The following is a 22,069-nucleotide window of genomic DNA, read 5'->3' as shown; positions in this document are numbered from 1 at the left end:
CTTCCTAGGAGCCATCATGAAATCTAGTCTGCCTGGGTGAATAACGCACTGCTAAATTGCGACAACGCGATGCCAAATTGCGACAGTCAAACTGGTAGGCATTCAGGATGCCTTCACAATGGGAAATGCTAAGGGGCAGGAATAGTGGGGAAAATACGAGGCAAAAGGTGCCCGGCTAGCCGAGCACCTCAAGATTCAGAACCTATGCTTGACGCGGATCGGTTTCGGCTACCCACGGAAGGGTGTTATGACTATCACGGAAGGCAATCAGGCTTTCAATGCCGGTGAAGTCCACAAGATCACGAAAATCGAGCCAGTCCACCAGACAATAGAGGCAGATAGCCGGGTAATTCCACTCTTCAAACTGACCATCTTCCACTTGCGCCGCAAGCGTGCGCAGCGTTGTCATGATGCGCTCACGCTGCAGATCAAAAAACAGTACGCCGGGTGCGTCTACATCTACGCCCGAACGCTTCGCCAACAGCAGGATAACTGCAGAGTCATTAGCACCATCAATCAGGGTTAGCTGGTTTTGCTGATCCCAGGTAAGCGGGTCTCTGCCCTGTTTGGAGCTGAGATAGCGGGCAATAATCCGCGAGTCATAAATTTGCTGACCATCGCTCTCCAGCACAGGTATTTTCAGTGCGGGATTGGTGCTTCTGATTTCGTCGCGGTCTGCGCCGTAAATATCGAGATTAACGAAGTCGTAGCGCTCCTCGTCCAGCAGAATGCGGATGCGCCGAACATAGGGCGAGGTAGTTGATCCAATCAGCTTCATAAGCTCTCCGGTTGTGTAACCCAGTGATACTCTTTGTTGACACTCATGGGTGACGATCGCCAGCAATTCTCTTTGGGCAACTCACTGTGCCCGGCTGAAAATGTACCACATCAGTGCCTCAGTGCAGGAAAAGAACCTAGCCTTATAACGAAAAAAAGGCAGCCGAAGCTGCCTTTTTAGCGGTTACTACTCTATCCGAGTGGGATTAGAGAGGAGTAACGTTTTCCGCCTGAGGACCTTTCTGGCCCTGGGTAACGGTGAACTCAACTTGCTGGCCTTCAGCCAGAGTCTTGAAACCGCCGCCCTGAATTGCGCTGTAGTGAACAAAAACGTCCGGGCCGCCTTCACGAGTGATAAAGCCAAAGCCTTTAGCTTCGTTGAAGAACTTAACAGTACCGGTAGTAGTAGACATACTTAAACTTCCTGAAATCAATCATATTAACTGCTGCCATTCACTGAATGTGAGTGGTCAGCGTTTTACGGAAATACAGAACTCGCGGAATCAAAAACAGGACGGTGACTACTAACTGCGGAGTACGTCTTATTCATGAAATGCTTTGCTGAATCTTTCCTTCCAAAACACTCTACTACTGAATCACTGGCTTGCCAAGTAGATTTAAAATAAATCCTGTAGGTAGTCGTACCCATTAGCCTTTCATTAGACTAAAGGTGTAAATACCCAATGCAGTCATGAGTATAGAGCCAATTACGTGAGCGAGAACCCCGGTTATGGCCATTGCCCACTTCCCGTCCTGAATAGCAGAAAACATTTCCAGAGAGAAAGTGGAAAAGGTTGTCAGCGCGCCACACAAGCCAGTGATTGCAAACAGACGCCACTCAGGCGCAAGGGTGCTGGCATGACTGAAATAGCCAATGAGCAAGCCAGCCAGCCAACCACCGCCAAGATTGGCAGCGAGGGTGCCATAGGGAATCACGTGGTAACTGGTATTAAGCCACAACCCCAACAACCAGCGCAGGTTGGCGCCAACAACGGCGCCAACACTCACGGCCAGAAAAGACAACCACATACTAGCGGCCTGCCCCGTTACGCTGGATTGTGATCAATCACCGTGTCCTTGTTGCGGGCAAACTCATCAAACGGGAAGTCATCCACGGTAAGCATGTCAAAGACAACAGCTTCGTACTCGCCCATGAACTGAGCTTCTTCTTTGGTGAAAATACCCGCTTCCAATGCCGCGTCAAAACGCTGTTCCGGGTGCAAAGCGGTCATTGGCAGCTCGCCTTTCGCGTATGCCTTGGTGGCTTTGCGGTAAAGTTGCTCGGCTTTGTCATAGTCTTTCAGCAGGCCGTTGTAACGCGCTACAGGATTCTCCACCGAGCCTTCACCGTCTGTTGTCCAGGTGCCCGCAAGCAACTTGTGACGAATGGGCGTATCGGTGGATATAAACCGCGCGATTTTACGGGCAAGGTCATCGTGGGGATTACCCCAGCGCCGGCCAAGAGGCAGAGTGATACCACGCAGAACCAAAGCGACCGCACGATTTGGCAGGTTTTGCAGGAAACCGTCCAACGCTTCTTCTGTGCGATGCAGTAGCAAGCCAAGGCTGTACTGCATTACCTCTTTCTCACCTTCCACTGGCTGGGTTTCATGCCAGTTCTTGAGCACCATGGAGGCAAGATAAAGGTTAGACAGCATGTCACCCAAACGAGCTGAAATCAGCTCACGCATCTTCAGCTCACTGCCAAGAGTAGTCATGGCTGCATCTGAACACAGACCAAACGCGGCACTAAAGCGGGCAACCGCTTGAGCGTACTTGCGGCTGGCGCTATCGAAGGGTACGTCTGCACGGCCGATACTCAATGCCTGGGTAAAGGCTCTTGCGGCGTTACCAAAAATCAGACCGGCATGACTAAAGAAGGCATCGTCGAATGCATTGATATCGTCCTTGTCTTTGGCCGCCAGCTCTTTGAGCACATAAGGATGGCAGCGGATAGCACCCTGACCAAAAATCATCAGGCTGCGGGTCATGATGTTCGCGCCTTCCACCGTAATGGAAACCGGTGAACCGCTGTAGCTTATGCCGAGATAGTTACGGGGCCCCAGAGTCACGGTTTTGCCTCCGTGAACATCCATGGCGTCAGCCATAATGCCACGCTGGAATTCCGTCAGGTGATACTTGAGGATCGCAGAGGGCACGGCAGGCTTTTCGCCCTTATCAATCATGTTGGCCGTGTGATTAACCGCCGCTTGGGAAATATAGGTTTTGGCGGCAATGCGAGCCAAGGGCTCCTGCACACCTTCCATATCGGCCACAGGGGTGTTGAACTGGCGCCGGATGCGGGTGAAACCACCTGCAGTGCCCACAGCATAGGCAGCGGCGCCTGCAGCGCCGGAAGGCAGGGTAATGCAGCGACCAACCGAGAGGCATTCAACCAGCATACGCCAGCCCTGCCCGGCCATATCCAGCCCGCCAATAATATAATCCAGCGGTATGAACACATCCTTGCCGATGATCGGGCCGTTCAGGAACGGGCTTCCGATAGGGCAGTGGCGGCGGCCGATTTCCATACCCTTGGTATCACGGGGAATCAGTGCGCAGGTAATACCGTAATCCTTGGTGTCGCCAACCAGGCCATCCGGGTCAAACATGCGGAACGCCAGGCCTACAACGGTCGCGATGGGCGCCAGAGTGATCCAGCGCTTTTCGAAATTCAGTTTTATTCCAATAACTTCCTTGCCGTCGATCTCCTGCTTGCACACAGTTCCAACATCCGGCAACGAAGTGGCATCAGAGCCTGCGCGAGTGCCGGTCAAGCCAAAACAGGGAATTTCACGGCCGTCTGCCAAGCGCGGCAAATAGTGCTCTTTCTGCTCTTCTGTACCGTACTTGAGCAGCAGTTCGCCAGGGCCGAGGGAGTTGGGTACACCCACGGTAACCATAAGCATTTCATTGGCGGCAATTTTTTGCAGTACCGCTGTCTGGGCTTTTGCGGAGAAGCCGAGCCCGCCATACTCTTTGGGGATGATCATGCCGAAGAACTTCTCTTTCTTGAGGAAGTCCCACAACTCTTTTGGAAGGTCCGCTCGCTCTACCGCAATGTCCCACGCATTACACATGGACACTGCCTGAACGCACTGGTTATCCACAAACGCCTGCTCTTCTTCGCTCAGGCCTGTGTGGCGATTGATCAGCAAGTTGTGCCAATCCGGCTTCCCGGTAAACAGCTCTCCATCCCAGCCAACGGTGCCCGCCTCAAGCGCCACTTTCTCGGTATCAGATACCTTGGGGGCGACTTTTTTGAACATGGCAAAAATACGCGGCGTTAGCCAGCCCTGGCGAAGGCCGGGCAAACCCGCCGCTGCAGTAACTCCGGCGCCAACAAAGAGAATCAGTGCCAACCATCCGGATGCAAAGATCATCGACAGAACACCAACGACTACCATTACGCCAATGGCAGGTTTGGCACCGGATTCACGCCGCATGACAATCAACAGGCCTGTCAGCGCCACTATAAACAGAATCAAAGTCATCATAGGGTCTCTCTGTCATCCATGGATCAATTTACAAAATGTTACGTTAAGGGTATCTCAAAAAACAGCATCAAGCTGTGACGATAACCCGAATCCCTTCCAGAGCCAGGCTGGCGTGTCCAATAGCCTCACGCGCGGCATCCAGCTGGTTTCGGAAATAATCAATTTCCTCATCCCGAATCGCCGGATTCACTTTTTTCAGGGCTTCCAGCCTGCGAATCTCTGGCTCAAAGTTAGCGGCCAACTGCGCCAGCGCTTTTTGCTTCATTGGATCCAGATGTGGTGCCGACAAGCGCTCCACATGATCCACCATGGTTTCCACCTGGGGCCGGATCTGCGGCACGATTGCCTGAGCAGTGCGGCGGCGAATGTTGGAACACAAGTCGTTCAGGCGATCATGAGGCAATGCCGCAGAGAGTTCTTTTCCATTCACATCCACCAGTAGCCGCAAGGGTGAAACCGGCAGATATCTTGTCAACTGCAGGGCTTCCGGGGCCGGGCAATGTACGGTAAACAGTGCTTCCATCAGCAAAGTGCCCGGTGGTAGCGCCTTCACCGACAGGCTGGCCAGAGCGGCTTTGCCCAAGCCGGAGCTGGTTACTGAATCCATTACGCCCGTTACCATGGGGTGTTCCCAGCTCATGAAGGCGATGTCTTCACGTTCAAGGGCATGCTGCCGATCCCAGGTAACGGTTACACCGTCTTCCGGCAGCTCGGCAACATGACCCGTCTGATACTGTTCACCGGGGCGCAGAATATCCGCAAGGTCAGAATGGTCTTCGACGTCCACCCCGAGAATGTCGAAGGCCTCCATCATGTAATCACGCACCTGCGCCGATCCTTCTTCTTCCTCAATACCGGCAATCAGCGTATCGGCTATGTCTCCCCGGCAGGAATTGAGCTCAATCAGCGCATCGCGACCATTTTGCAGGAGCGTTTTCAGGCGACTGGTCTCGGCTGCCGAGGCTTCAACCAGGCCATCCAGTACAGACAGATCGCCTTCGAGAGCACTCATCCATTGCCCGCCAACCTTTTCCTGTACCGCAACACCAACGGCACAGCTTTCCGAAAACGCGTTCAAACCTTCCTGGAACCAGCGGTACTGAACCTCTTGCGAGGTGCCCTGAAGGTAAGGGATATGAATGTCGATGGTTTCAGTTTGCCCGATACGGTCCAGCCGCCCGATGCGCTGCTCAAGCAGGTCGGGGTTTGCTGGCAGATCAAACAGCACAAGGTGGTGAGCAAACTGGAAGTTACGGCCTTCGCTGCCAATCTCCGAACAGATCAGCGCCTGGGCACCCTGTTCGTTATCAGCAAAGTAGGCAGCAGCGCGATCACGCTCAACCAGGCTCAAATGCTCATGGAATGCCGCACTGCGAATACCGGCACGCAACTGAAGATAGTGCTCCAGCGCCATAGCGGTTTCGGCCAGGGCACAGATAACCACCACCTTGGCCGGGCGCAGGCTGGCCAGCTTCTTTTCCAGCCAGGCAACCCGGGGATCATCCGCCAGCCACTGCTCTTCAGCCACTGACTGCTCCGGCGCCAGCCCGGCATAGCCAAACTCCTGCCCCTGGTACATCTCTGGACACTTCAACGGAATCGCATTGGCACGACGCTCTGGAAAACCCTGAATTGCTGCCCGCGTATTACGGAAAAGAACCCGCCCGGTGCCATGGCGATCCAGCAGCGCATCTATAACAGCCTGCCGTGGTGAATCCCCCGCCAACAGCTGCGTCAGCTCATCACCTAGCCAGGTCTGCAATGCTTTGCGGTCATCCTCATGAATGTCTGAACTCTCATCCTGCAAGCGTCGCACTACGCCGTTAATCGCCTCGTACTGCAGCTCTTCGTCCTGAAACGCCTGCAAATCATGAAAACGTGCCGGGTCGAGCAGCCTCAAGCGGGCAAAGTGACTGGCCACTCCCACCTGTTCCGGCGTCGCAGTCAGCAACAGAAGGCCTTCGCTGATTGCCGAAAGCTCCTCCACCAACTGGTATTCCGGACTAACATCGTCTGGGCTCCACGCCAGGTGATGGGCCTCGTCCACCACCATCAGATCCCAGTCTGCTTTCAACACATCTGCCCGGGCCTTCTCGCTGTTCACCAGAAAATCGAGGCTGCACAGTACTAGCTGATCACTTTCAAAGGGATTCACAGATGAGTCGTCGCCGAAGATGTGATCCATCAAGGCATCAACATCATCCTCTGCGCCTTTAAGAGCATCGTATCGGCTCTGGTCAACAATCGAGAAGCGCAGATTAAAGCGCCGAAGCATCTCCACCAACCACTGGTGAATAAGAGAGTCCGGCACCACAATCAAAGCCCGCCGTGCCCGGCCAGTCTGTAACTGATAATGCAGAATAAGACCAGCCTCTATGGTTTTACCAAGACCAACCTCATCTGCCAGAAGCACTCGCGGCGCGTGGCGTTTGGCTACTTCGTGGGCGATATAGATCTGGTGCTGTAAATGCTGTGTGCGAGCACCAATCAGCCCGCGGGCGGGAGATGCCCGCAACCGGTCCATGTGCTGCAGAGTCGCGAAACGCAGACGGAAGGCGCCGTTACGATCAAATTGCCCTGCAAAGAGACGTTGATGGGGCGCAGAAAAATTGACAGAGCCGGCGAGTTTAACTTCAGAGATCTGCTCCAGGTTCGCCTCAGGCTGTTCGGCCCCCTCCGCCAAGGGCTCCGCGTGGTACAACAGCACGCCCCCGATATCCTCAACGGCACGCACCAGATATCTGGCGCCGTCAAAGGTCTCTATTTCCTCGCCAAGCTGATACACGATGCGCGAAAGCGGGGCATTATCAATGGCGTAGGTGCGCTCTTCGTCTGCCGCAGGAAAACCCAAAGTGATCCGGCGGCCAGAAATGTCTGTCACTATTCCCAGGCCTAGCGCTGTATCACTGTGGCTGACCCAGCGCTGACCAATAGCAAGTTCCGATGCGTCCAAAAAACCTCCAAACTCTTTAAATTCGTGTTGCGCCGTTTTCGCGCACCCAATAGGCGGTCGCCCCACAAACAGCTGCGGGAACCACAATAAGATTCAAAACAGGCACCATGGCTGCCAAAGCTACTGGCAACCCGAAACCCAGGGCAGACAAGCGGGTGTCGGCAAGCAGTTGGCGCAATGCCTTGAAACTCACCTTGTGGTTGTCTGCGGGGTAATCCACATACTGCAGCGCCATCATCCAGCTGTTAAACAGAAACCACAGCACGGCTGCCACCAGATTGACCACTGGAATAAGCCCAATAATAAACAGACCAATAGCCCGTGGCAGGTAGTAGGCAATTTTCTGCACTTCCCTCCAGAGCGCACGGGGGATGTCTTTTATGATGGCTGTCCAGCCTTCGTCAGTGCTGACTTCCTGGCCGGTGAGGTGTTTCTCCGTAAGCTCAGCCAGATAACCGTAGAAAGGCGAGCCAATCAGGTTGGCAATTATCACAAAGCCGTACGCCAACATAAGTAGAATCACAGCGCCGTACAAAATCCAGAACAGCCAGTCCAGCGCCTGCAGCCAGGCCCAATCGGGCAGCCAGCCCATGGCCGTAGCAATCAAGGCGCCGAAGAGTTCACCCAGAAAATAGAAAAGTAACCCGAAGAGAAAAATGTTGATAACAAGCGGAATGACGACAAATAGCCGCAAACCAGGCTGGCGAATCAGGTGAAAACCCTCACCCAGATAGCCCAGTCCACGAAAAAAATTACCTCTGAGCATCGCCGAATGGCCCTCCGCTTCAATGACAGTGACGGGGCGCAAAGCATATCATGTTGAAAACCTTCACACAGCCAGAGAACTCTGACGGATTTCACCAATGGCAACACTGAAACACCAACTGACAAGCTTGCTGAACTTCCGGCCGCTGTGGCGCCTTGCCCTGCTGCTATCGGTAATTTCCATTGGCTTTCTGGCAACTACAAGCAGCAGCTACCCCATTCCTTCTGCTCCCAGCGACAAAGTGAACCATTTGATCGCGTTTATTGAGCTCACACTGGTTACGCGACTGGCCTGGCCGGAGCTCCGTGCCACTTGGTACGCACCGGCCTTGCTGGCTTTCGGGTTTGGCATCGAGGCTGTTCAGGCCCTTCTTCCCTACCGCGACTTCTCGCTGGCAGACGTGGCTGCCGACGGCGTGGGAATACTGATCGGACTCCTGCCCTGGCCAGGCCTCCCCTCAAGCAACAAAAGAGACTTGAGAAATTCGCCCAATTCTGTGTGAGATATATCGCACAAGTGTGTGCGATTTTGCAGCAATTGCTCGTGCGCACCCACTAAGGCCATCATCGGGAATTACTTAACATACTGATATAATTACGCTTCAGTAATCTCTTTGGGAAAGCGCCAGACACAAGCGTGCACAGCTCACACATTTCCACACTCACCCGTTGCTATAGTGGCTTCGTCAGGGATGACAAGGATAAGGACGACGCACTGGATGCACCCCGGCATGGAATGCAGGGAGAAGCAGGGAGAAGCAGGGATACCTGGCTTAGGGATAACTATTCGGATCGCTGGCTCGGAAGCCGGCACCACGGAGTGGCAAAAGGATTCGCAACACGGTTGTTGCACTCAGCGCAAGGATGCGCCGACCTGTTCCGGTAAAGGGCAGCCCGAGGGCTGCCCTTTTTTTCACGGAATTTTTGCACATCCGCTATACTGCTGCCTCATTCTGGCAAGCGATTGAGCCCTGAAATGCCAAGCAGACCCGACACTGAAGACTACCTCTCACTTTTCCTGAACGACACCCCGCTGATGGATGTCCGGGCACCAGTGGAGTTTGCCAGAGGCAGCTTCCCTGGCGCTATAAACGCACCACTGATGAATGATGAAGAACGACACCGGGTCGGCATCTGCTACAAAGAGAAAGGGCAGGATGAAGCTATCCGGCTCGGCCACCAACTGGTTTCCGGGGATATCCAGGCTCAGCGCATTGAAACCTGGATGCGGTTTGTGGCAAATCATCCAGAAGGTTATCTGTTCTGCTTCCGTGGCGGCTTGAGATCCAGACTAACCCAACAATGGATCAAGGATACCGGCATTGAATACCCACTCGTAAAGGGCGGCTATAAAGCCTTACGCCGGTTCCTTATCGACAGCCTCGACGCGCTCATCAAATCCAGTGATTTTCGCATTATCAGTGGGCGCACAGGTACTGGCAAAACCCGTGTACTGCAGCAACTCCCCAACCCGGTAGATCTGGAAGGCCTGGCAAATCACCGGGGCTCCAGCTTTGGGCGGCAAGTAACTCCCCAGCCATCGCAAATAGATTTCGAAAATCGCCTGGCCATTGCCCTGTTGAAAGCGCGCCACCTGAAGGACGGCCCGATTTATCTGGAAGATGAAAGCCGCCTGGTTGGCCGCTGCGCCCTTCCCGAAGCACTGAAAGAGCGGATGGCCCGCACTCCCCTGCTCATTCTTGAGGAATCGCTGGAAGACCGCACCCGCATTATCCGGGAAGACTATGTCGAGCACATGGCCTCCAATTATATAAAAAGAGATGGCGAAGAAGCTGGCTGGCTGAACTTCCGTGATTACCTGCTGGGCTCGCTTGAACGCATTAGTAAACGACTGGGAGGCGAACGGTACCGCCAGCTGCGCAATGTTATGGAGCAAGCGCTCGAGCAACAGGAACACAACGGCACCCTGGAAGGTCATAACGCCTGGATTCAGCCGCTGCTGCAGGATTACTATGATCCTATGTACGATTACCAGCTTGGGCAAAAGAAGGGGGAAATCCTTGTTCGTGGGGATTCTCGCGCCTTGCTCAAGTGGGCTGCAGAAAAAACCCCGGCTTGAGCCATGCGCGCTCTGCAACTCAGATATACCTTAGCCAGTTTGTCTGCTATATAGAGTCTTTAACCTATCCGGTTGCACTGGATTTTTAACTGCAAGCGTTACGCATTCATCATCAGGAACTAATAAGGAATCACTATGGAAGACCTATTCAGCGCGGACGGGCGCGCATCAGAATATATGGATCAAGCCATCACATTGGTCATGACCTATGCCCCGAAAGTCCTGCTAGCGATTGTCACCCTGATTATCGGTATGTGGCTGATCAATCGCCTTGTAAACGTGCTGGACGCTAAGCTTGGCAAAAAAGACCCGACCCTGAACAAGTTCCTGTGCGGCCTTATCAGCGTCATTCTGAAGATTCTCCTGCTCGTCTCTGTCGCCTCCATGGTTGGCATTGCAACCACATCCTTCGTTGCCATCATTGGTGCCGCCGGTTTGGCCGTTGGCTTCGCGCTGCAAGGCAGTCTGGGCAACTTTGCAGGCGGCGTGCTGATCCTGCTGTTCAAGCCATTCAAAGTAGGTGATGCAATTGAAGCACAGGGCTTTCTCGGCTCAGTGCGAGAAATCACTATTCTGTACACGATTATCGATACTTTCGATAACCGCCGCGTGGTGATCCCTAACGGCCAGCTGTCTAATGCCAGCCTGACCAACATGAGCGTCTATGAAACACGTCGCTGCGACATGTCCTTTGGCATCGGCTACAGCGATGACATCGACAAGGCGAAAGACATTATTTTACGCCTTATCTCTGAAGACGAGCGTGCATTGAAAGATCCCGCCCCTCTCGTGGTTGTTGGTAGTCTGGGCGACAGCTCAGTCAATCTGACCGTTCGCGCCTGGACCAAGGCCGGCGACCTGTGGCCATTCAACTGGGCCATGCAGGAAGCTGTGAAGAAAGCGTTTGATGCAGAAGGTATCTCCATCCCCTTCCCCCAGCGCGACGTGCACTTATACAAATCCGAGTGAAGTAGCAATTCGTATCGCATAGATACAACCCGTTACTCGCATTCGGCACAACCTCAGCTAAGCTGACGATTAATGACGGGGCCTGATGGCCCCGCCAGAACGTCGTCGGAGTGGAGCTCATATCAAGCCATTCCGGGTTGCTGTCCATGCTGGTAGGAGGCTGTCACTATGCCGATTCAGCAGTTAAAAGAATTTCTGGATGGGGCAAATGTTGAATACATGTGCCTCAGCCACCCCTCCGCGTTTACCGCGCAAGAGCTTGCTCACCATGTAAAGATTGCCGGTGACAAGGTAGTCAAAACCGTCATTATTGAGCTCGATGGAAAAATGGCCATGCTGGTCATGCCGGCAACCTGGCGTGTGCGCTGGGAAAGCCTTTCCCGCATTCTGGATACGGACTTTGTAGACCTTGCCGACGAGCAGGAATTTCAGGATCGCTTCCCGGATTGTGAAGTTGGCGCCATGCCACCCTTCGGCAGTTTGTTCGGGATGACGGTGTATTGTGCTGAGCCGCTGACAGAACAGCCGGAACTCGCCTTTGCCGCAGGCAGCCATACCGAAACCCTGCACATGAAAACCCGGGATTTCCTGAATCTGGTTCAGCCCATAGTGCTGAATCGGGGCTTTATGAAACCCGGAGCCCAGAAGCCGGCTTGGCTGAAAAAACGCCAACACCAGCCCGGAGAACCTTCAGAGCAACAGATATCGGGCATGGTGAGTTGATGGTGCTTCCACCACCGGCTTGATCCCGGTCGCTTGTCTGTTCTTTGCCATCGCGTAAACTGTGAGGCATCAGACAGGAACCCGATATGACTCAAGCTTTTGATATTGTGATTGTCGGTGCCGGCATGGTCGGCGCCGCACTTGCCACTGGCCTCGGGCGAGAGGGCTTTAGCGTCGCGATGGTTGATCGCGCCCCTGCCCCCGGTTTCGACCCTGATTCGGCCCCCGATATCCGCGTGTCAGCTCTCAGCGCAGGCAGTGAGCGTTATCTGCAAAGCCTTGGCGCCTGGGATCATATCCTGGGTATGCGCGCCACGCCTTATCGCCGTCTCGCGGTGTGGGACGAAACCCGCCACCCCCTGAGTAACTTGCTACCGCGCACGTCCAATCAGGTGGAGTTCGACGCCGCCGGGCTGAATGCCTCTCACCTTGGCCATATTGTGGAAAACTCCGTAACCCAGCAAGGCCTTTGGCAAGCGGCGGAAGCGGAGCCCTCGGTTACCATACTGGCGGGCAATGGCGTTACTGGCATTACACAGGTGGATGGACAGGCCAGGGTCGGGCTTGAGAACGGCGAGGAACTGGCCGCTACCCTGATTATTGGTGCCGACGGCGCGCAATCCCGAGTGCGGGACATGGCTGGCATAGGTGTTACCCGGAACCAGTACGGCCAACAGGCCATGGTGATTTCCGTGCGTTATCAGGGGCCAGTGCAGGACATCACCTGGCAGGGATTTTACCCCTCTGGCCCGCGGGCCTTCCTGCCGTTATACAGCGCGGGCGCTGACCACCCGGGTGAAAGCCGTGCATCACTGGTGTGGTACGACTCACCAGAGGAAATCGCCCGCTTGAAAAGCCTGAGCAATGAAGCACTGATGGCGGAAATACAGCAGGCTTTCCCGGCAGAGCTGCCGCAGCTGACTCATATTGAAGATCGCGCCAGCTTTCCCATCGCCCGCCAGCACGCGAAACACTACTCGGCGGGGCGCATTGTGCTTGTGGGGGATGCGGCTCATACCATCAACCCCTTGGCTGGGCAGGGTGTGAATCTTGGATTTCAGGATGCCCAGTGCCTGCAATCTATTCTGAAAGAAGCACGTAGGGCTGGCAGGGATCTGGCCGACGCCTCGGTATTGGCAAGCTATGAGACGCAACGGCGACCGGCCAACCGGCGCATGATGTATGCCATGGATGCGTTCTATCACCTGTTCAGCAACCAGATTCCGCCCGTTCACCTGCTTCGCAACCTAGGTTTGGGCGCCGCCCGCGCCCTGCCCTTTGCCCGTAATCAGGTGGCGCGCTATGCCATGGGCATCGACGATGAGCTGCCAGCGGTTATTCGGCAATTAGCTGCCCGGCTACCGGGCCTGAACCAGCTTTAAGTACCTGAACAATCGAGTCACAACAAATAAAAGGAAACCAGGATGTCCGAAACCCTTTTTACCAAGATCATCAACCGCGAAATCCCGGCGGATATCGTTTACGAAGACGATATCAGCCTGGCATTCCGTGATATCAACCCGCAAGCGCCAGTGCACCTGCTGATTATCCCGAAAAAGCTGATCGCGACCATTAACGACATCGAAGAGATGGATCGCGAGCTGGTTGGCCACCTGTACTGGGTAGCCGCCAAGCTCGCAAAGGAGATGGGCTTTGCCGAAGACGGTTATCGCACCGTGATGAACTGCGGCGAAAACTCTGGCCAGACGGTATTCCATATTCACCTGCACTTGCTGGCAGGAAAACCTCTGGGCTGGCCACCTTATACCGACAAAATGAAGCAGGCCTAAGCAGCCCTGGCTTGGCTAGAGTGGGGCTTAACGCCCCACTACCCGCTCCGCCTCTTCCATGGGTGTATGGCGCACGTCTTCGCCTTTGACCATGAAAATCACGTTCTCGGCAATGTTGCAGGCGTGATCCCCCACCCGCTCCAGCGACCGCAGAACCCACATCACTGACATGCACCGTGAGATGTTACGGGGGTCTTCCATCATAAAGGTCAGCAGGGTGCGGGCCGCAGCCTGATATTCCTCATCCACCCGTTTGTCTTCCTTCATTACTCGCAGTGCCTGCTCGGAATCCAGGCGCGCAAACGCATCCAGTGAATCGTGAAGCATGGTCATCACATGGGCGCTGATATTGCGCACCTCCACATAGCCCTGGGGCGACTGACCTTCATCCAGGAGCTTGATGGCAAACTTGGCGATTTTCTTGGCTTCATCGCCCACCCGCTCCAGATCTGCAACCATTCGGATCACAGAAATAACCAGTCTCAGATCACGAGCTGTCGGCTGGCGGCGGGCAATGATCAGCATCGCCTCTTCATCAATATCCATCTCCATCCGATCCACCAGCTTGTCTTTGGAGCGGATCTCTTCCGCCAGCTGGCCATCGCCCTCAATGAGCGCCTTAACGGCGCTGTCTATCTGGGTTTCCACCAAACCACCCATTTTCAGGAATCGGGTTTGCAGGGCCAGCAACTCATCATTGAATCGATTGGAGATATGATCTCCATAAACGTCATCTTTTTTCGTAGGCATTGTGACTCTCCCCCTGTTCTTTAAACCCTGAATCAGCCAAACCGGCCAGTGATGTAGGATTCCGTCAATTCATGTTCCGGCATGGTGAATACCTTGCTGGTGTCGTTTACTTCCACAAGATGGCCCAAATGGAAGTAGGCGGTGCGATTGGAAACCCGCGCGGCCTGCTGCATGGAGTGGGTCACGATCACAATGGTGTAGCTCTCGGACAACTCGGCAATCAGCTCCTCAATTCTGGCAGTGGCTATCGGGTCCAGCGCCGAACAAGGTTCATCCATTAACACCACTTCCGGGCTAACCGCTATGGCTCTGGCGATGCACAGCCGCTGCTGCTGTCCGCCGGACATGCCGGTTGCCATGGCATCAAGGCGGTCTTTAACCTCATTCCACAAGCCGGCCTTACGCAGGCTGTTTTCCACTATGTCGTCCAGGTCTGACTTGCGGTTGGCCAGGCCATGAATTCGGGGGCCGTAGGCGACGTTATCGTAAATAGACTTGGGGAAGGGGTTGGGCTTCTGGAATACCATACCTACCCGGGCACGCAGCTCCACCACATCCCGTTTGGGGTCGTAGATGTCCTGGCCGTCCAAGAGCAAAGAGCCCTTGATCTGGCAACTCTCGATACTGTCGTTCATCCGGTTCAGGCAGCGCAAGAAGGTGGACTTACCGCAGCCGGAAGGCCCGATAAACGCAATAACTTCGTTGCGGGCGATATCCAGGCTGATGTTTTTAATGGCCGGCGATTCGCCATAGAAGACTTCCACATTCCGCAGATGAAATTTGGGGTCGTCGGAGAAGGGAATGCCAACGGTTTTGCCTTCTTCAATCGTGGTTTCTGCAGGGCTCATACTAATACTCATAAGTGTTGTCTCTTTACCAACGGCGCTCAAGGCGTTTACGCAGCCAGATGGCGAACGCGTTCATGGTGATCAGGAAGGCGAGCAGTACCATAATGCCGGCGGAGGCCAGCTCCACGAATCCCTGCTCTGCACTGCCGGCCCAGATGAAGATCTGTACGGGCAACACGGTGGCGGAACTGAAGAAGCCATCCGGTATCTCGACAATAAACGCCACCATGCCAATCAGCAGCAGAGGTGCTGTCTCACCCAAGGCTTGCGCCATACCAATGATGGAGCCTGTCAGCATGCCGGGCATGGCCAGGGGCAGAACGTGGTGCAACACCACCTGCATTTTTGACGCGCCTATGCCTTCGGCTGCCTCCCGAATCGACGGGGGCACACTCTTTATGGCTGCACGGCTCGAAATGATGATGGTGGGCAGAGTCATCAGCGCCAACACAAGGCCACCGACCACGGGCACCGAGCGAGGCATACCGAACAGGCCGATAAACACCGCCAGCCCCAGCAACCCGAAGATGATGGAGGGCACGGCTGCCAGGTTGTTGATGTTGACCTCAATAAAGTCCGTCAGGCGGTTGCTGGGGGCAAACTCTTCCAGATAAATCGCCGCGGCTACGCCCACCGGGAAGGCAATGACCAGGGTAATGCCCATGGTGAGCAAGGAGCCAACCAGTGCGCCCAGAATACCGGCGTTAGACGGCTCCCGAGAGTCACCACTGGTGAAAAACACATCGTTAAACCCGGTATCGATAACGCCTTTGCTGAGCAGTTCATCCGTCCAGCGTTGTTGCTGTTCGCTCAATCGAATGGAGTACCCGGGGTCGCCGGCATGCTTTACATAAACGGACACCGTATCGTGGGCCGGGAACTCAATTGTGCGGGTAGTGCCCAGCCAATCCGGATTCTCCTTCAGCAAGTCGCGAACCTGGTTGCTGGCATAACTGCCTGTCATGCGGCTGAGCTCCCGCATATCCGCCCGGCTGGTAGCCTCCGGGAAATACCCTTGCATGGCCTTGATGATGGGCGCCTGAAAGTCTGCCATGGCGATCTGTTCCGGATCTGCGGTATCGCCCAGATACATCAGTTCGCCGTCCAGATGCACCTCTAGGGTCACGGTGGTTTTGATGAAGCCGGTGTATCCCTTGCTGATAATGTCCGTAAACAGAATCACCAGCGAGAAGAGCGCAATGGAAATGGCCGTGATGCCATAAAGGCGGAACCGACGCTCTTTACGATAGCGGCGCTTGAGCGAACGGCGAATCAGCTCCGCCTGCGAGCCTTCACGCTCCGCGTGTGAACCTGGCTTAGTCATATTGTTCCCTGTATTTACGCACGACTTTCAATGCGATCACGTTCAGCAGCAGCGTTACGATAAAGAGCATCATGCCGAGGGCGAACGCGGCCAGTGTTTTGGCGCTATCGAACTCCTGGTCACCGGTCAGCAGGGTGACAATCTGAACTGTCACCGTAGTCACTGAATCCAGAGGGTTGGCCGTCAGATTTGCAGCCAGGCCAGCGGCCATCACTACAATCATGGTTTCACCAATGGCACGGGATGCAGCCAGCAAAATGCCGCCCATAATGCCTGGCAGCGCCGCCGGAAAAATCACGTTTTTCATTGTTTCAGACTGAGTGGCACCCAATGCCAGGGAGCCATCGCGAAGGCTGCGTGGCACTGCGTTGATCACGTCATCAGATAGCGAAGACACGAAGGGAATGATCATAATGCCCATCACCAAGCCCGCTGCCAGAGCACTCTGGGAGGAAGCTTCAAGGCCAACCATCAGAGCCAGATCACGGATGAAAGGCGCTACCGTGAGCGCCGCAAAGAAGCCATAAACGACGGTGGGCACCCCCGCCAGCATTTCCAGCAATGGCTTAACTACCGAGCGCATCCGTGGGCTAGCGTATTCTGAAAGATAAACCGCAGACAACAGGCCCACCGGCACGGCGATCAGCATGGCAATGGCGGAAATCATCAGGGTGCCAGTGAAGAGCGGAATAACGCCGAAGGCACCCTCTGAACCTACCTGATCCGCCCGCAACGCAGTTTGCGGGCTCCAGTTGGTGCCAAACAGAAACTCGCTCATCGGCACCTTGCCAAAGAAGCGGACGGTTTCAAAAATAACGGAAAAAACAATGCCGATGGTGGTCAGTATCGCCACAGCGGCACACACAAAGAACAGGCGCTGAAGCGTAAGCTCCACGCTCTTGCGAGCGTTTATAGTCGGGGCCACTCGTGTCCAGGCGAAGGTGCCGCCAAGAACGGCAATCAAAATAACCAAAAGGCTTTTGAAGCGGCTGCTTTGCTCTCGCAACTCCTGCAACAATACGGCCGCATTGGAAATGCCATCGGGCACCATGGCGGGGTTCAGCTTACCTGCTGCCAGGTTACTGATCTGGGAAAGTGTCAGGCTGGCGTGCCCTGCCGATTGCGGCGTCAACTCTGCCGGCAGGGAAGCCATCACAACGTTCTGAATAACCTTGCCTTCAAAAGCGGCCCAGGCACCCAGGATGATCAGGGCTGGAATCGCACACCAAAGCGCAGCCCTGGCGGCATAGTATGCCGGCAGGGCCTTGAGGTTACGGATGCCCCCCAGGGGTGCTGCCACAGCCCGGGAACGCATATAAGCGAACCCGTAAGCTACTGCGGCAAGCACCAGAACCAGGGGCAATAAATCAGCCGTCTGCATTAAAGCTCATCACCTGTCATTGGTTTGAGTTCCCGAACTGCTTTCGCGGTTTCCATGCGCACGTTGCGGGGGTTAGGGATCAGCCCCACATCCACCAGGTAACCGTTATCGCCCCACGCGCCTTCAGTGGTAAATTCCTGTGCATACTCGGCAATGCCTGGAACCACACCTGCGTGTGCATTCTTGATATAGAAGAACAGAGAGCGGGCAACCGGGTATTTCTCATCGGCAATGGTGTCTGGTGTTGGCGCCACTCCGTTGATGGTTGTCGCCTGAATTTCACCGCTGTTTTCCATCAGGAAACTGTAGCCGAAGATACCCAGGGTGTCTTTGTCCTGCACCAGGCGCTGCACGATCAGGTTATCGTTTTCGCCAGCCTCTACAAATGCGCCATCTTCGCGCATATTGTGGCAAACACCGCGCATTTCTTTCTTTTCCATGGCCTTGATGAAGCCGTAGGTCTTACAGCCACCTTCCATCGCAATTTCTACGAAGGCGTCACGGGTGCCGGACGTAGGAGGCGGCCCCATCACACGAATGGCCTTAGCTGGCAGGCCGGAATCGATATCGCTCCACTTCTCATAAGGATTGGCAACCAGCTTGTCACCGCCTTTTGGGTCGGGAACTTCTTTGGCCAGCGCCAGGAACACCTGCCGCAGGCTCAGATCCATCTGGTCAGCTTGTTTGGAGTTTGCGATTACAATGCCATCAGCGCCGATTTTTACTTCGGTAATGGCTTCCACACCATTGCGCTGGCACATGTCGAATTCGCTGGCTTTCATGCGGCGGGAGGCGTTGGTAATGTCCGGGTGCTGAGTGCCAATACCCGCACAGAACAGCTTGAAGCCGCCGCCAGAACCGGTTGATTCCAGCTTGGGTGTTGGGAAGCTGGTGTTGCGGCCAAAGCGCTCGGCCACAACCGTGGCAAAAGGATAAACCGTTGAAGAACCCACAACGTTTACGGTGTCACGGGCCAATGCCGGAGCGGAAAGCATGGATAACCCGCCAGTCAGTGCAACAATAGCAAAAGCTGTATTCGGTTTAATCACGTTAAATCTCCATCAGTCACTAAAATTGTGTACAGCACCGGTTTACTGATGGCTAAAGACTAGAGCTTCTGTATGACAGCTTTGTTACACCTGCTGAAATATTGTGCCGAAGCAATAAATAAGCTTGCAGCCGTGCTGCAGGTCGTTACCATGCTAAGAAAATAATTCCAGAACCTAATAAAAGGCAGGCTTCATGACGGCGTACGATGACGACAAACCCAGTCCCCGCGGCGACTTGACCCTTCAGATTGTTCCCCTACCACAAGATACCAACGCCAATGGCGACGTATTTGCTGGCTGGCTAGTCAAGCAGATGGATATTGCTGCAGCAACTATGGCTGGCCGCATATCTCTGGGCCGCAATGCCACTGTGGCAATGGATGGAATGGAGTTTCTCTCACCTCTGCGAGTGGGTTCGCAGGTGGGCTGCTACTGCGAACTGGTAGACATCGGCCGCAGCTCCATGAAAATCCATGTGGAAGTGTGGACACTTGATCGTGCAGCCAAACACCCGCGCAAGGTCACTGAAGGTCGGTTTGTATACGTTGCCATTGATGAACAAGGTCGGATCCGGGAAGTGCCCGAACAGCCAGCCTGAGTGCCAGCTCAATCCGGGCAGGCCCGGATGAGTTCACCAAACAGCAACCGGTACTGCTCTGCCAGTACCGATGCTTTCCAGGGGTCCGGCCGACACTGGCTGGGCGGTTTCTCCAGAATCCGTTGCAAACAGCTGATCGCAGCTTCAGCTTCCGCACCAGCGTCCTGCTCATGGCTTTCATAGCGACAGCTGTCGGGCACATATTCTCGATACGCCAGCCGGTCGGGCGCCAGAGGAACGCATCCGGACGCCATAGCTTCCAGCATCGACAGCCCCTGAAAATCATGAAGCGCGGTAGATAAAACAATATCTGCCTTGCGTAGCAGCCTGTCGTATTCAGCCCGACTTTCCAGAAAGCCCCAGTTCTCGAGGCGATGACTGAACCGGGTCGCTATCTGATCAAACGATTTCGGGTGATTACGAAAGCCTTCTCCGACCAGGCTTAGCCGATATGGCTGCTGCCGATTTTCAAGTCGCGCCAGAAAGCCCAGCAGCCTGTCTGGCGCTTTATCGTATTCCCAGCGGTGGTTCCAGAGGAGATGTGGACACGCTCTGTTCAAGGGTTCCGGATTGTCCACAAACAGATAATCTTCAATAGGCACCGGAAGCACTCTGGACTTTAGCCGAAGACGTTCAATCAGCCCTTCCGGCACGGCATCCGGCATCTTGCCCAAAAACTCTGATGCTCCTTTCAGAAAGCTGTCTCGATTCCAGGCACTATTAAATACCACGCTATCCGCAGCCACCGCGCCATACAAATTGACCATCTGGGGCTCCACCCGCCCCTGCTGCTGGTTACTGACAGGGAAAGCAAACTGGTTCTCGTGCATGTATAGCAAGCAAGGTGTGTTCGCCAGTTGTGGATGCAAGCCCCGCAAGGTTGCGAGATCCACCATGGACGTGGCAATAACCAGATCCCAGGGTTCCTGAAGACACGGCTCGTTCAGCCAGCTCAACGGGTTGCCGCGGATACGCCACTGAAAATACCGGGGAGCCAATATCAGTGTATGCCAGTGATATTCCGGCAACAGTGCAATGAGCTGTTCACGCCAGCGCTTGTGGCTGGCAGCGTCGTACGCCGACAGCAGCAGAATGCGTGGTTTGATACTCACCAGGGCAGCTCTTCACCATTGCTATGCCAGAAAGAGCCGGTATTCTCCAGGTTCAGCCTGGCAATCTGCTCCACCAGCCCGCGGGCAGACTCTTCCGGAGTGATCAGGCCGCCAAAGTTCACCATTCGGGTCTTCACAAAACCAGGGTGCAGCTGCGCGACAGCAATCCCCTTGGGTTTCAAATCCATCGCCAGAGATTTACCAAAGGCGTTTAACGCCGCCTTGGACGCTCGATAGCCGTAACGGCCACCAGAATCGTTATCGGCAATTGAACCCATGCGGCTGGTGATATTGGCGATCTTGCTGCCCTGCCCCATTAAAGGAATCAAGGCCTCAGCTACACGCAGGGGCGCGTAGGCGTTGATCTCCATTTGTGTACGGATAGAGTCAAAATCGATACTGCCCAACACCTCATCCTGTAACAGGCCAGCATTGTTGATCAGCAGGCTGATATGTTTGCCTGCTAACCCGGTTTTCAGTTTTGCGATCCCCTCAGCGGTGGTGACATCAACGCCTTCAATGATCTGCCTCGCCACTTTTGCCAACTCATCAGACGATTGCCGGCAAACACCCACTACTTCATAACCTTCAGAAGCATAATGGCGGGCAAGCTCCAGACCAATTCCACGATTGGCGCCGGTGATTACTACCAAGCTCGAAATGGACATATGAAAAAACTCCCTTCAGAACAGGTTCGATAGACTAGCAGGGCAACTTTCTTTCCGGGTCAGTCTAGCCTATTGGCAAGATTGCCCGAGTCTGTAATGCTTATACATTATCGCCCGACACAGTCCTTTCAAGAAATCAGAGATCCTCAGCCCATGAGCTTCAGGCAGCTATTTATACTCACGACAGCCCTTTCCCTGATTTCGAGCCCAGTAGCTGCCGATTTTGGCATCACGCCTTTCGCAGGCTACCGCATGGGCAGCTCTATCGATATTGAATCCGCCAGCGCCAGCACCAAGGATCAAATCAAATTCAAGGACTCTGTTAGCCAAGGGATTGTTCTAAACTTTGACCTGCCAGAAGCAGGCAAGCAGGGCGAACTGTATTTTGGCCGGCAGGATACCTCGGCCAAGCTCGATAGCGGTTTGTTTACCACGGGAGCACAGGCAACTGACGTTACGATTTATCAGCTGCAGTTCGGTGGGCTCTACTTTCCGGGCCGAAAAACCCACGGTGGCTTTGCCTCTGGGGTGTTGGGCGTAACGCGGCTTGAGCCAAAGGGTTCAGGTTTCGATACGGAGCATCGCCTTGCGCTCTCCCTCGGAGGTGGTTATCAATTCTTACTTAACGACAGCTTGCGCCTGCGACTGGACCTTCGTGGAATCTACACAGCCCTGGATTCCGGCGGTTCTGTGCTCTGCTCCGGCGGCTGCGAACTTACCTACCGCAGCAGCGGCTACCTTCAGATTGAAGCAGGCGCAGGGCTGGTTCTGCGTTTTTGATTTCA

General features: G+C 54.7%; 21 protein-coding genes. 8 read left to right on the top strand and 13 right to left on the bottom strand.

Features of this window, described 5'->3' with window-relative positions; all coding sequences use genetic code 11:
* Window positions 1-202: 202 nt before the first annotated feature.
* From RKA07_RS12855 to cysZ, 6 genes are all read right to left on the bottom strand, one after another.
* Window positions 203-778 carry a glutathione S-transferase family protein gene (locus RKA07_RS12855; RefSeq protein WP_200202290.1) on the bottom strand — a complete coding sequence of 192 codons (576 nt, stop codon included), beginning with the start codon at window positions 776-778 and terminating at the stop codon, window positions 203-205.
* Between the two features lie 205 nt (window positions 779-983).
* Window positions 984-1,190: a cold-shock protein gene (locus tag RKA07_RS12850; protein WP_200202291.1), complete on the bottom strand. Its 207-nt coding sequence runs from the start codon at window positions 1,188-1,190 to the stop codon at window positions 984-986.
* Window positions 1,191-1,425: 235 nt separating this feature from the next.
* A complete protein-coding gene (gene crcB, locus RKA07_RS12845; protein ID WP_310966488.1) occupies window positions 1,426-1,806 on the bottom strand; it encodes a fluoride efflux transporter CrcB in 381 nt (126 codons plus the stop codon).
* Between the two features lie 17 nt (window positions 1,807-1,823).
* The gene (locus RKA07_RS12840; RefSeq protein WP_227714722.1) at window positions 1,824-4,274 is read right to left on the bottom strand and encodes an acyl-CoA dehydrogenase; all 2,451 of its coding nucleotides are present in this window, start codon (window positions 4,272-4,274) and stop codon (window positions 1,824-1,826) included.
* Between the two features lie 67 nt (window positions 4,275-4,341).
* Window positions 4,342-7,227: an RNA polymerase-associated protein RapA gene (gene rapA, locus RKA07_RS12835; RefSeq protein ID WP_310966487.1), complete on the bottom strand. Its 2,886-nt coding sequence runs from the start codon at window positions 7,225-7,227 to the stop codon at window positions 4,342-4,344.
* 16 nt (window positions 7,228-7,243) lie between these two features.
* Window positions 7,244-7,993 carry a sulfate transporter CysZ gene (gene cysZ, locus RKA07_RS12830; protein WP_200369803.1) on the bottom strand — a complete coding sequence of 250 codons (750 nt, stop codon included), beginning with the start codon at window positions 7,991-7,993 and terminating at the stop codon, window positions 7,244-7,246.
* Between the two features lie 97 nt (window positions 7,994-8,090).
* On the opposite strand from cysZ, the gene RKA07_RS12825 reads away from it, so the two are divergent.
* From RKA07_RS12825 to RKA07_RS12800, 6 genes are all read left to right on the top strand, one after another.
* Entirely contained in the window at window positions 8,091-8,495 is a 405-nt protein-coding gene (locus tag RKA07_RS12825) for a VanZ family protein (protein WP_200369804.1), read from the top strand.
* A 473-nt stretch (window positions 8,496-8,968) separates the two neighbouring features.
* Window positions 8,969-10,072 (top strand): tRNA 2-selenouridine(34) synthase MnmH, encoded by a 1,104-nt coding sequence (mnmH, locus tag RKA07_RS12820; RefSeq protein ID WP_200369805.1) that lies wholly within the window; start codon window positions 8,969-8,971, stop codon window positions 10,070-10,072.
* A gap of 135 nt (window positions 10,073-10,207) precedes the next feature.
* Entirely contained in the window at window positions 10,208-11,041 is an 834-nt protein-coding gene (locus RKA07_RS12815) for a mechanosensitive ion channel family protein (RefSeq protein WP_200369806.1), read from the top strand.
* Window positions 11,042-11,209: 168 nt separating this feature from the next.
* Window positions 11,210-11,764: an aminoacyl-tRNA deacylase gene (locus RKA07_RS12810; protein ID WP_310966485.1), complete on the top strand. Its 555-nt coding sequence runs from the start codon at window positions 11,210-11,212 to the stop codon at window positions 11,762-11,764.
* Window positions 11,765-11,850: 86 nt separating this feature from the next.
* Complete coding sequence (locus tag RKA07_RS12805; protein WP_310966483.1) at window positions 11,851-13,146, top strand: FAD-dependent monooxygenase; 1,296 nt, start codon at window positions 11,851-11,853, stop codon at window positions 13,144-13,146.
* Between the two features lie 42 nt (window positions 13,147-13,188).
* Window positions 13,189-13,554 carry a histidine triad nucleotide-binding protein gene (locus RKA07_RS12800; protein ID WP_200202300.1) on the top strand — a complete coding sequence of 122 codons (366 nt, stop codon included), beginning with the start codon at window positions 13,189-13,191 and terminating at the stop codon, window positions 13,552-13,554.
* A gap of 27 nt (window positions 13,555-13,581) precedes the next feature.
* Here the strand turns inward: RKA07_RS12800 and phoU are convergent, their stop codons facing one another.
* Genes phoU through RKA07_RS12775 form a run of 5 tightly spaced genes read right to left on the bottom strand, consistent with a single transcriptional unit; the run spans window position 13,582 to window position 18,906 of the window.
* Entirely contained in the window at window positions 13,582-14,304 is a 723-nt protein-coding gene (gene phoU / locus RKA07_RS12795) for a phosphate signaling complex protein PhoU (protein ID WP_200202301.1), read from the bottom strand.
* A 32-nt stretch (window positions 14,305-14,336) separates the two neighbouring features.
* Window positions 14,337-15,152 (bottom strand): phosphate ABC transporter ATP-binding protein PstB, encoded by an 816-nt coding sequence (gene pstB / locus RKA07_RS12790; RefSeq protein WP_435404621.1) that lies wholly within the window; start codon window positions 15,150-15,152, stop codon window positions 14,337-14,339.
* Window positions 15,153-15,177: 25 nt separating this feature from the next.
* Window positions 15,178-16,476: a phosphate ABC transporter permease PstA gene (pstA, locus tag RKA07_RS12785; RefSeq protein ID WP_310966482.1), complete on the bottom strand. Its 1,299-nt coding sequence runs from the start codon at window positions 16,474-16,476 to the stop codon at window positions 15,178-15,180.
* Window positions 16,469-17,857: a phosphate ABC transporter permease subunit PstC gene (pstC, locus tag RKA07_RS12780; protein ID WP_200369810.1), complete on the bottom strand. Its 1,389-nt coding sequence runs from the start codon at window positions 17,855-17,857 to the stop codon at window positions 16,469-16,471. Before pstC ends, pstA begins: the two co-directional genes overlap by 8 nt.
* Window positions 17,857-18,906, bottom strand: a complete 1,050-nt coding sequence (locus RKA07_RS12775) for a substrate-binding domain-containing protein (RefSeq protein WP_413785008.1) — start codon at window positions 18,904-18,906, stop codon at window positions 17,857-17,859. Before RKA07_RS12775 ends, pstC begins: the two co-directional genes overlap by 1 nt.
* A gap of 193 nt (window positions 18,907-19,099) precedes the next feature.
* Here RKA07_RS12775 and RKA07_RS12770 point away from each other — a divergent pair, with 193 nt between their 5' ends.
* A complete protein-coding gene (locus RKA07_RS12770) occupies window positions 19,100-19,504 on the top strand; it encodes an acyl-CoA thioesterase (RefSeq protein WP_200202305.1) in 405 nt (134 codons plus the stop codon).
* Window positions 19,505-19,512: 8 nt separating this feature from the next.
* Here RKA07_RS12770 and RKA07_RS12765 read toward each other — a convergent pair whose 3' ends face one another.
* Both RKA07_RS12765 and RKA07_RS12760 read right to left on the bottom strand, forming a co-directional pair.
* The gene (locus tag RKA07_RS12765; protein ID WP_310966481.1) at window positions 19,513-20,616 is read right to left on the bottom strand and encodes a tRNA-queuosine alpha-mannosyltransferase domain-containing protein; all 1,104 of its coding nucleotides are present in this window, start codon (window positions 20,614-20,616) and stop codon (window positions 19,513-19,515) included.
* Window positions 20,613-21,284, bottom strand: a complete 672-nt coding sequence (locus RKA07_RS12760; RefSeq protein WP_310966480.1) for an SDR family oxidoreductase — start codon at window positions 21,282-21,284, stop codon at window positions 20,613-20,615. The genes RKA07_RS12765 and RKA07_RS12760 overlap by 4 nt, the downstream gene beginning before the upstream one ends.
* A 153-nt stretch (window positions 21,285-21,437) precedes the next feature.
* Between RKA07_RS12760 and RKA07_RS12755 the strand changes: the two genes are divergently transcribed.
* The gene (locus RKA07_RS12755; protein ID WP_200202307.1) at window positions 21,438-22,064 is read left to right on the top strand and encodes a porin family protein; all 627 of its coding nucleotides are present in this window, start codon (window positions 21,438-21,440) and stop codon (window positions 22,062-22,064) included.
* Window positions 22,065-22,069 lie beyond the last annotated feature (5 nt).

The sequence above is a fragment of the Marinobacter xiaoshiensis genome (assembly GCF_031631795.1).
In the GTDB taxonomy this organism is placed as follows: Bacteria; Pseudomonadota; Gammaproteobacteria; order Pseudomonadales; family Oleiphilaceae; genus Marinobacter; species Marinobacter xiaoshiensis.
The sequence above is the reverse complement of the archived record's forward strand: the minus strand, read 5'-3'. Positions and strand labels throughout refer to the sequence as shown.

Coding starts and splice junctions, on each gene's coding strand:
- RKA07_RS12855 (WP_200202290.1), bottom strand. CDS start 778: ATGAAGCTGATTGGATCAACTACCTCGCCCTATGTTCGGCGCATCCGC.
- RKA07_RS12850 (WP_200202291.1), bottom strand. CDS start 1,190: ATGTCTACTACTACCGGTACTGTTAAGTTCTTCAACGAAGCTAAAGGC.
- crcB (WP_310966488.1), bottom strand. CDS start 1,806: ATGTGGTTGTCTTTTCTGGCCGTGAGTGTTGGCGCCGTTGTTGGCGCC.
- RKA07_RS12840 (WP_227714722.1), bottom strand. CDS start 4,274: ATGATGACTTTGATTCTGTTTATAGTGGCGCTGACAGGCCTGTTGATT.
- cysZ (WP_200369803.1), bottom strand. CDS start 7,993: ATGCTCAGAGGTAATTTTTTTCGTGGACTGGGCTATCTGGGTGAGGGT.
- RKA07_RS12825 (WP_200369804.1), top strand. CDS start 8,091: ATGGCAACACTGAAACACCAACTGACAAGCTTGCTGAACTTCCGGCCG.
- mnmH (WP_200369805.1), top strand. CDS start 8,969: ATGCCAAGCAGACCCGACACTGAAGACTACCTCTCACTTTTCCTGAAC.
- RKA07_RS12815 (WP_200369806.1), top strand. CDS start 10,208: ATGGAAGACCTATTCAGCGCGGACGGGCGCGCATCAGAATATATGGAT.
- RKA07_RS12810 (WP_310966485.1), top strand. CDS start 11,210: ATGCCGATTCAGCAGTTAAAAGAATTTCTGGATGGGGCAAATGTTGAA.
- RKA07_RS12805 (WP_310966483.1), top strand. CDS start 11,851: ATGACTCAAGCTTTTGATATTGTGATTGTCGGTGCCGGCATGGTCGGC.
- RKA07_RS12800 (WP_200202300.1), top strand. CDS start 13,189: ATGTCCGAAACCCTTTTTACCAAGATCATCAACCGCGAAATCCCGGCG.
- phoU (WP_200202301.1), bottom strand. CDS start 14,304: ATGCCTACGAAAAAAGATGACGTTTATGGAGATCATATCTCCAATCGA.
- pstB (WP_435404621.1), bottom strand. CDS start 15,152: ATGAGCCCTGCAGAAACCACGATTGAAGAAGGCAAAACCGTTGGCATT.
- pstA (WP_310966482.1), bottom strand. CDS start 16,476: ATGACTAAGCCAGGTTCACACGCGGAGCGTGAAGGCTCGCAGGCGGAG.
- pstC (WP_200369810.1), bottom strand. CDS start 17,857: ATGCAGACGGCTGATTTATTGCCCCTGGTTCTGGTGCTTGCCGCAGTA.
- RKA07_RS12770 (WP_200202305.1), top strand. CDS start 19,100: ATGACGGCGTACGATGACGACAAACCCAGTCCCCGCGGCGACTTGACC.
- RKA07_RS12760 (WP_310966480.1), bottom strand. CDS start 21,284: ATGTCCATTTCGAGCTTGGTAGTAATCACCGGCGCCAATCGTGGAATT.
- RKA07_RS12755 (WP_200202307.1), top strand. CDS start 21,438: ATGAGCTTCAGGCAGCTATTTATACTCACGACAGCCCTTTCCCTGATT.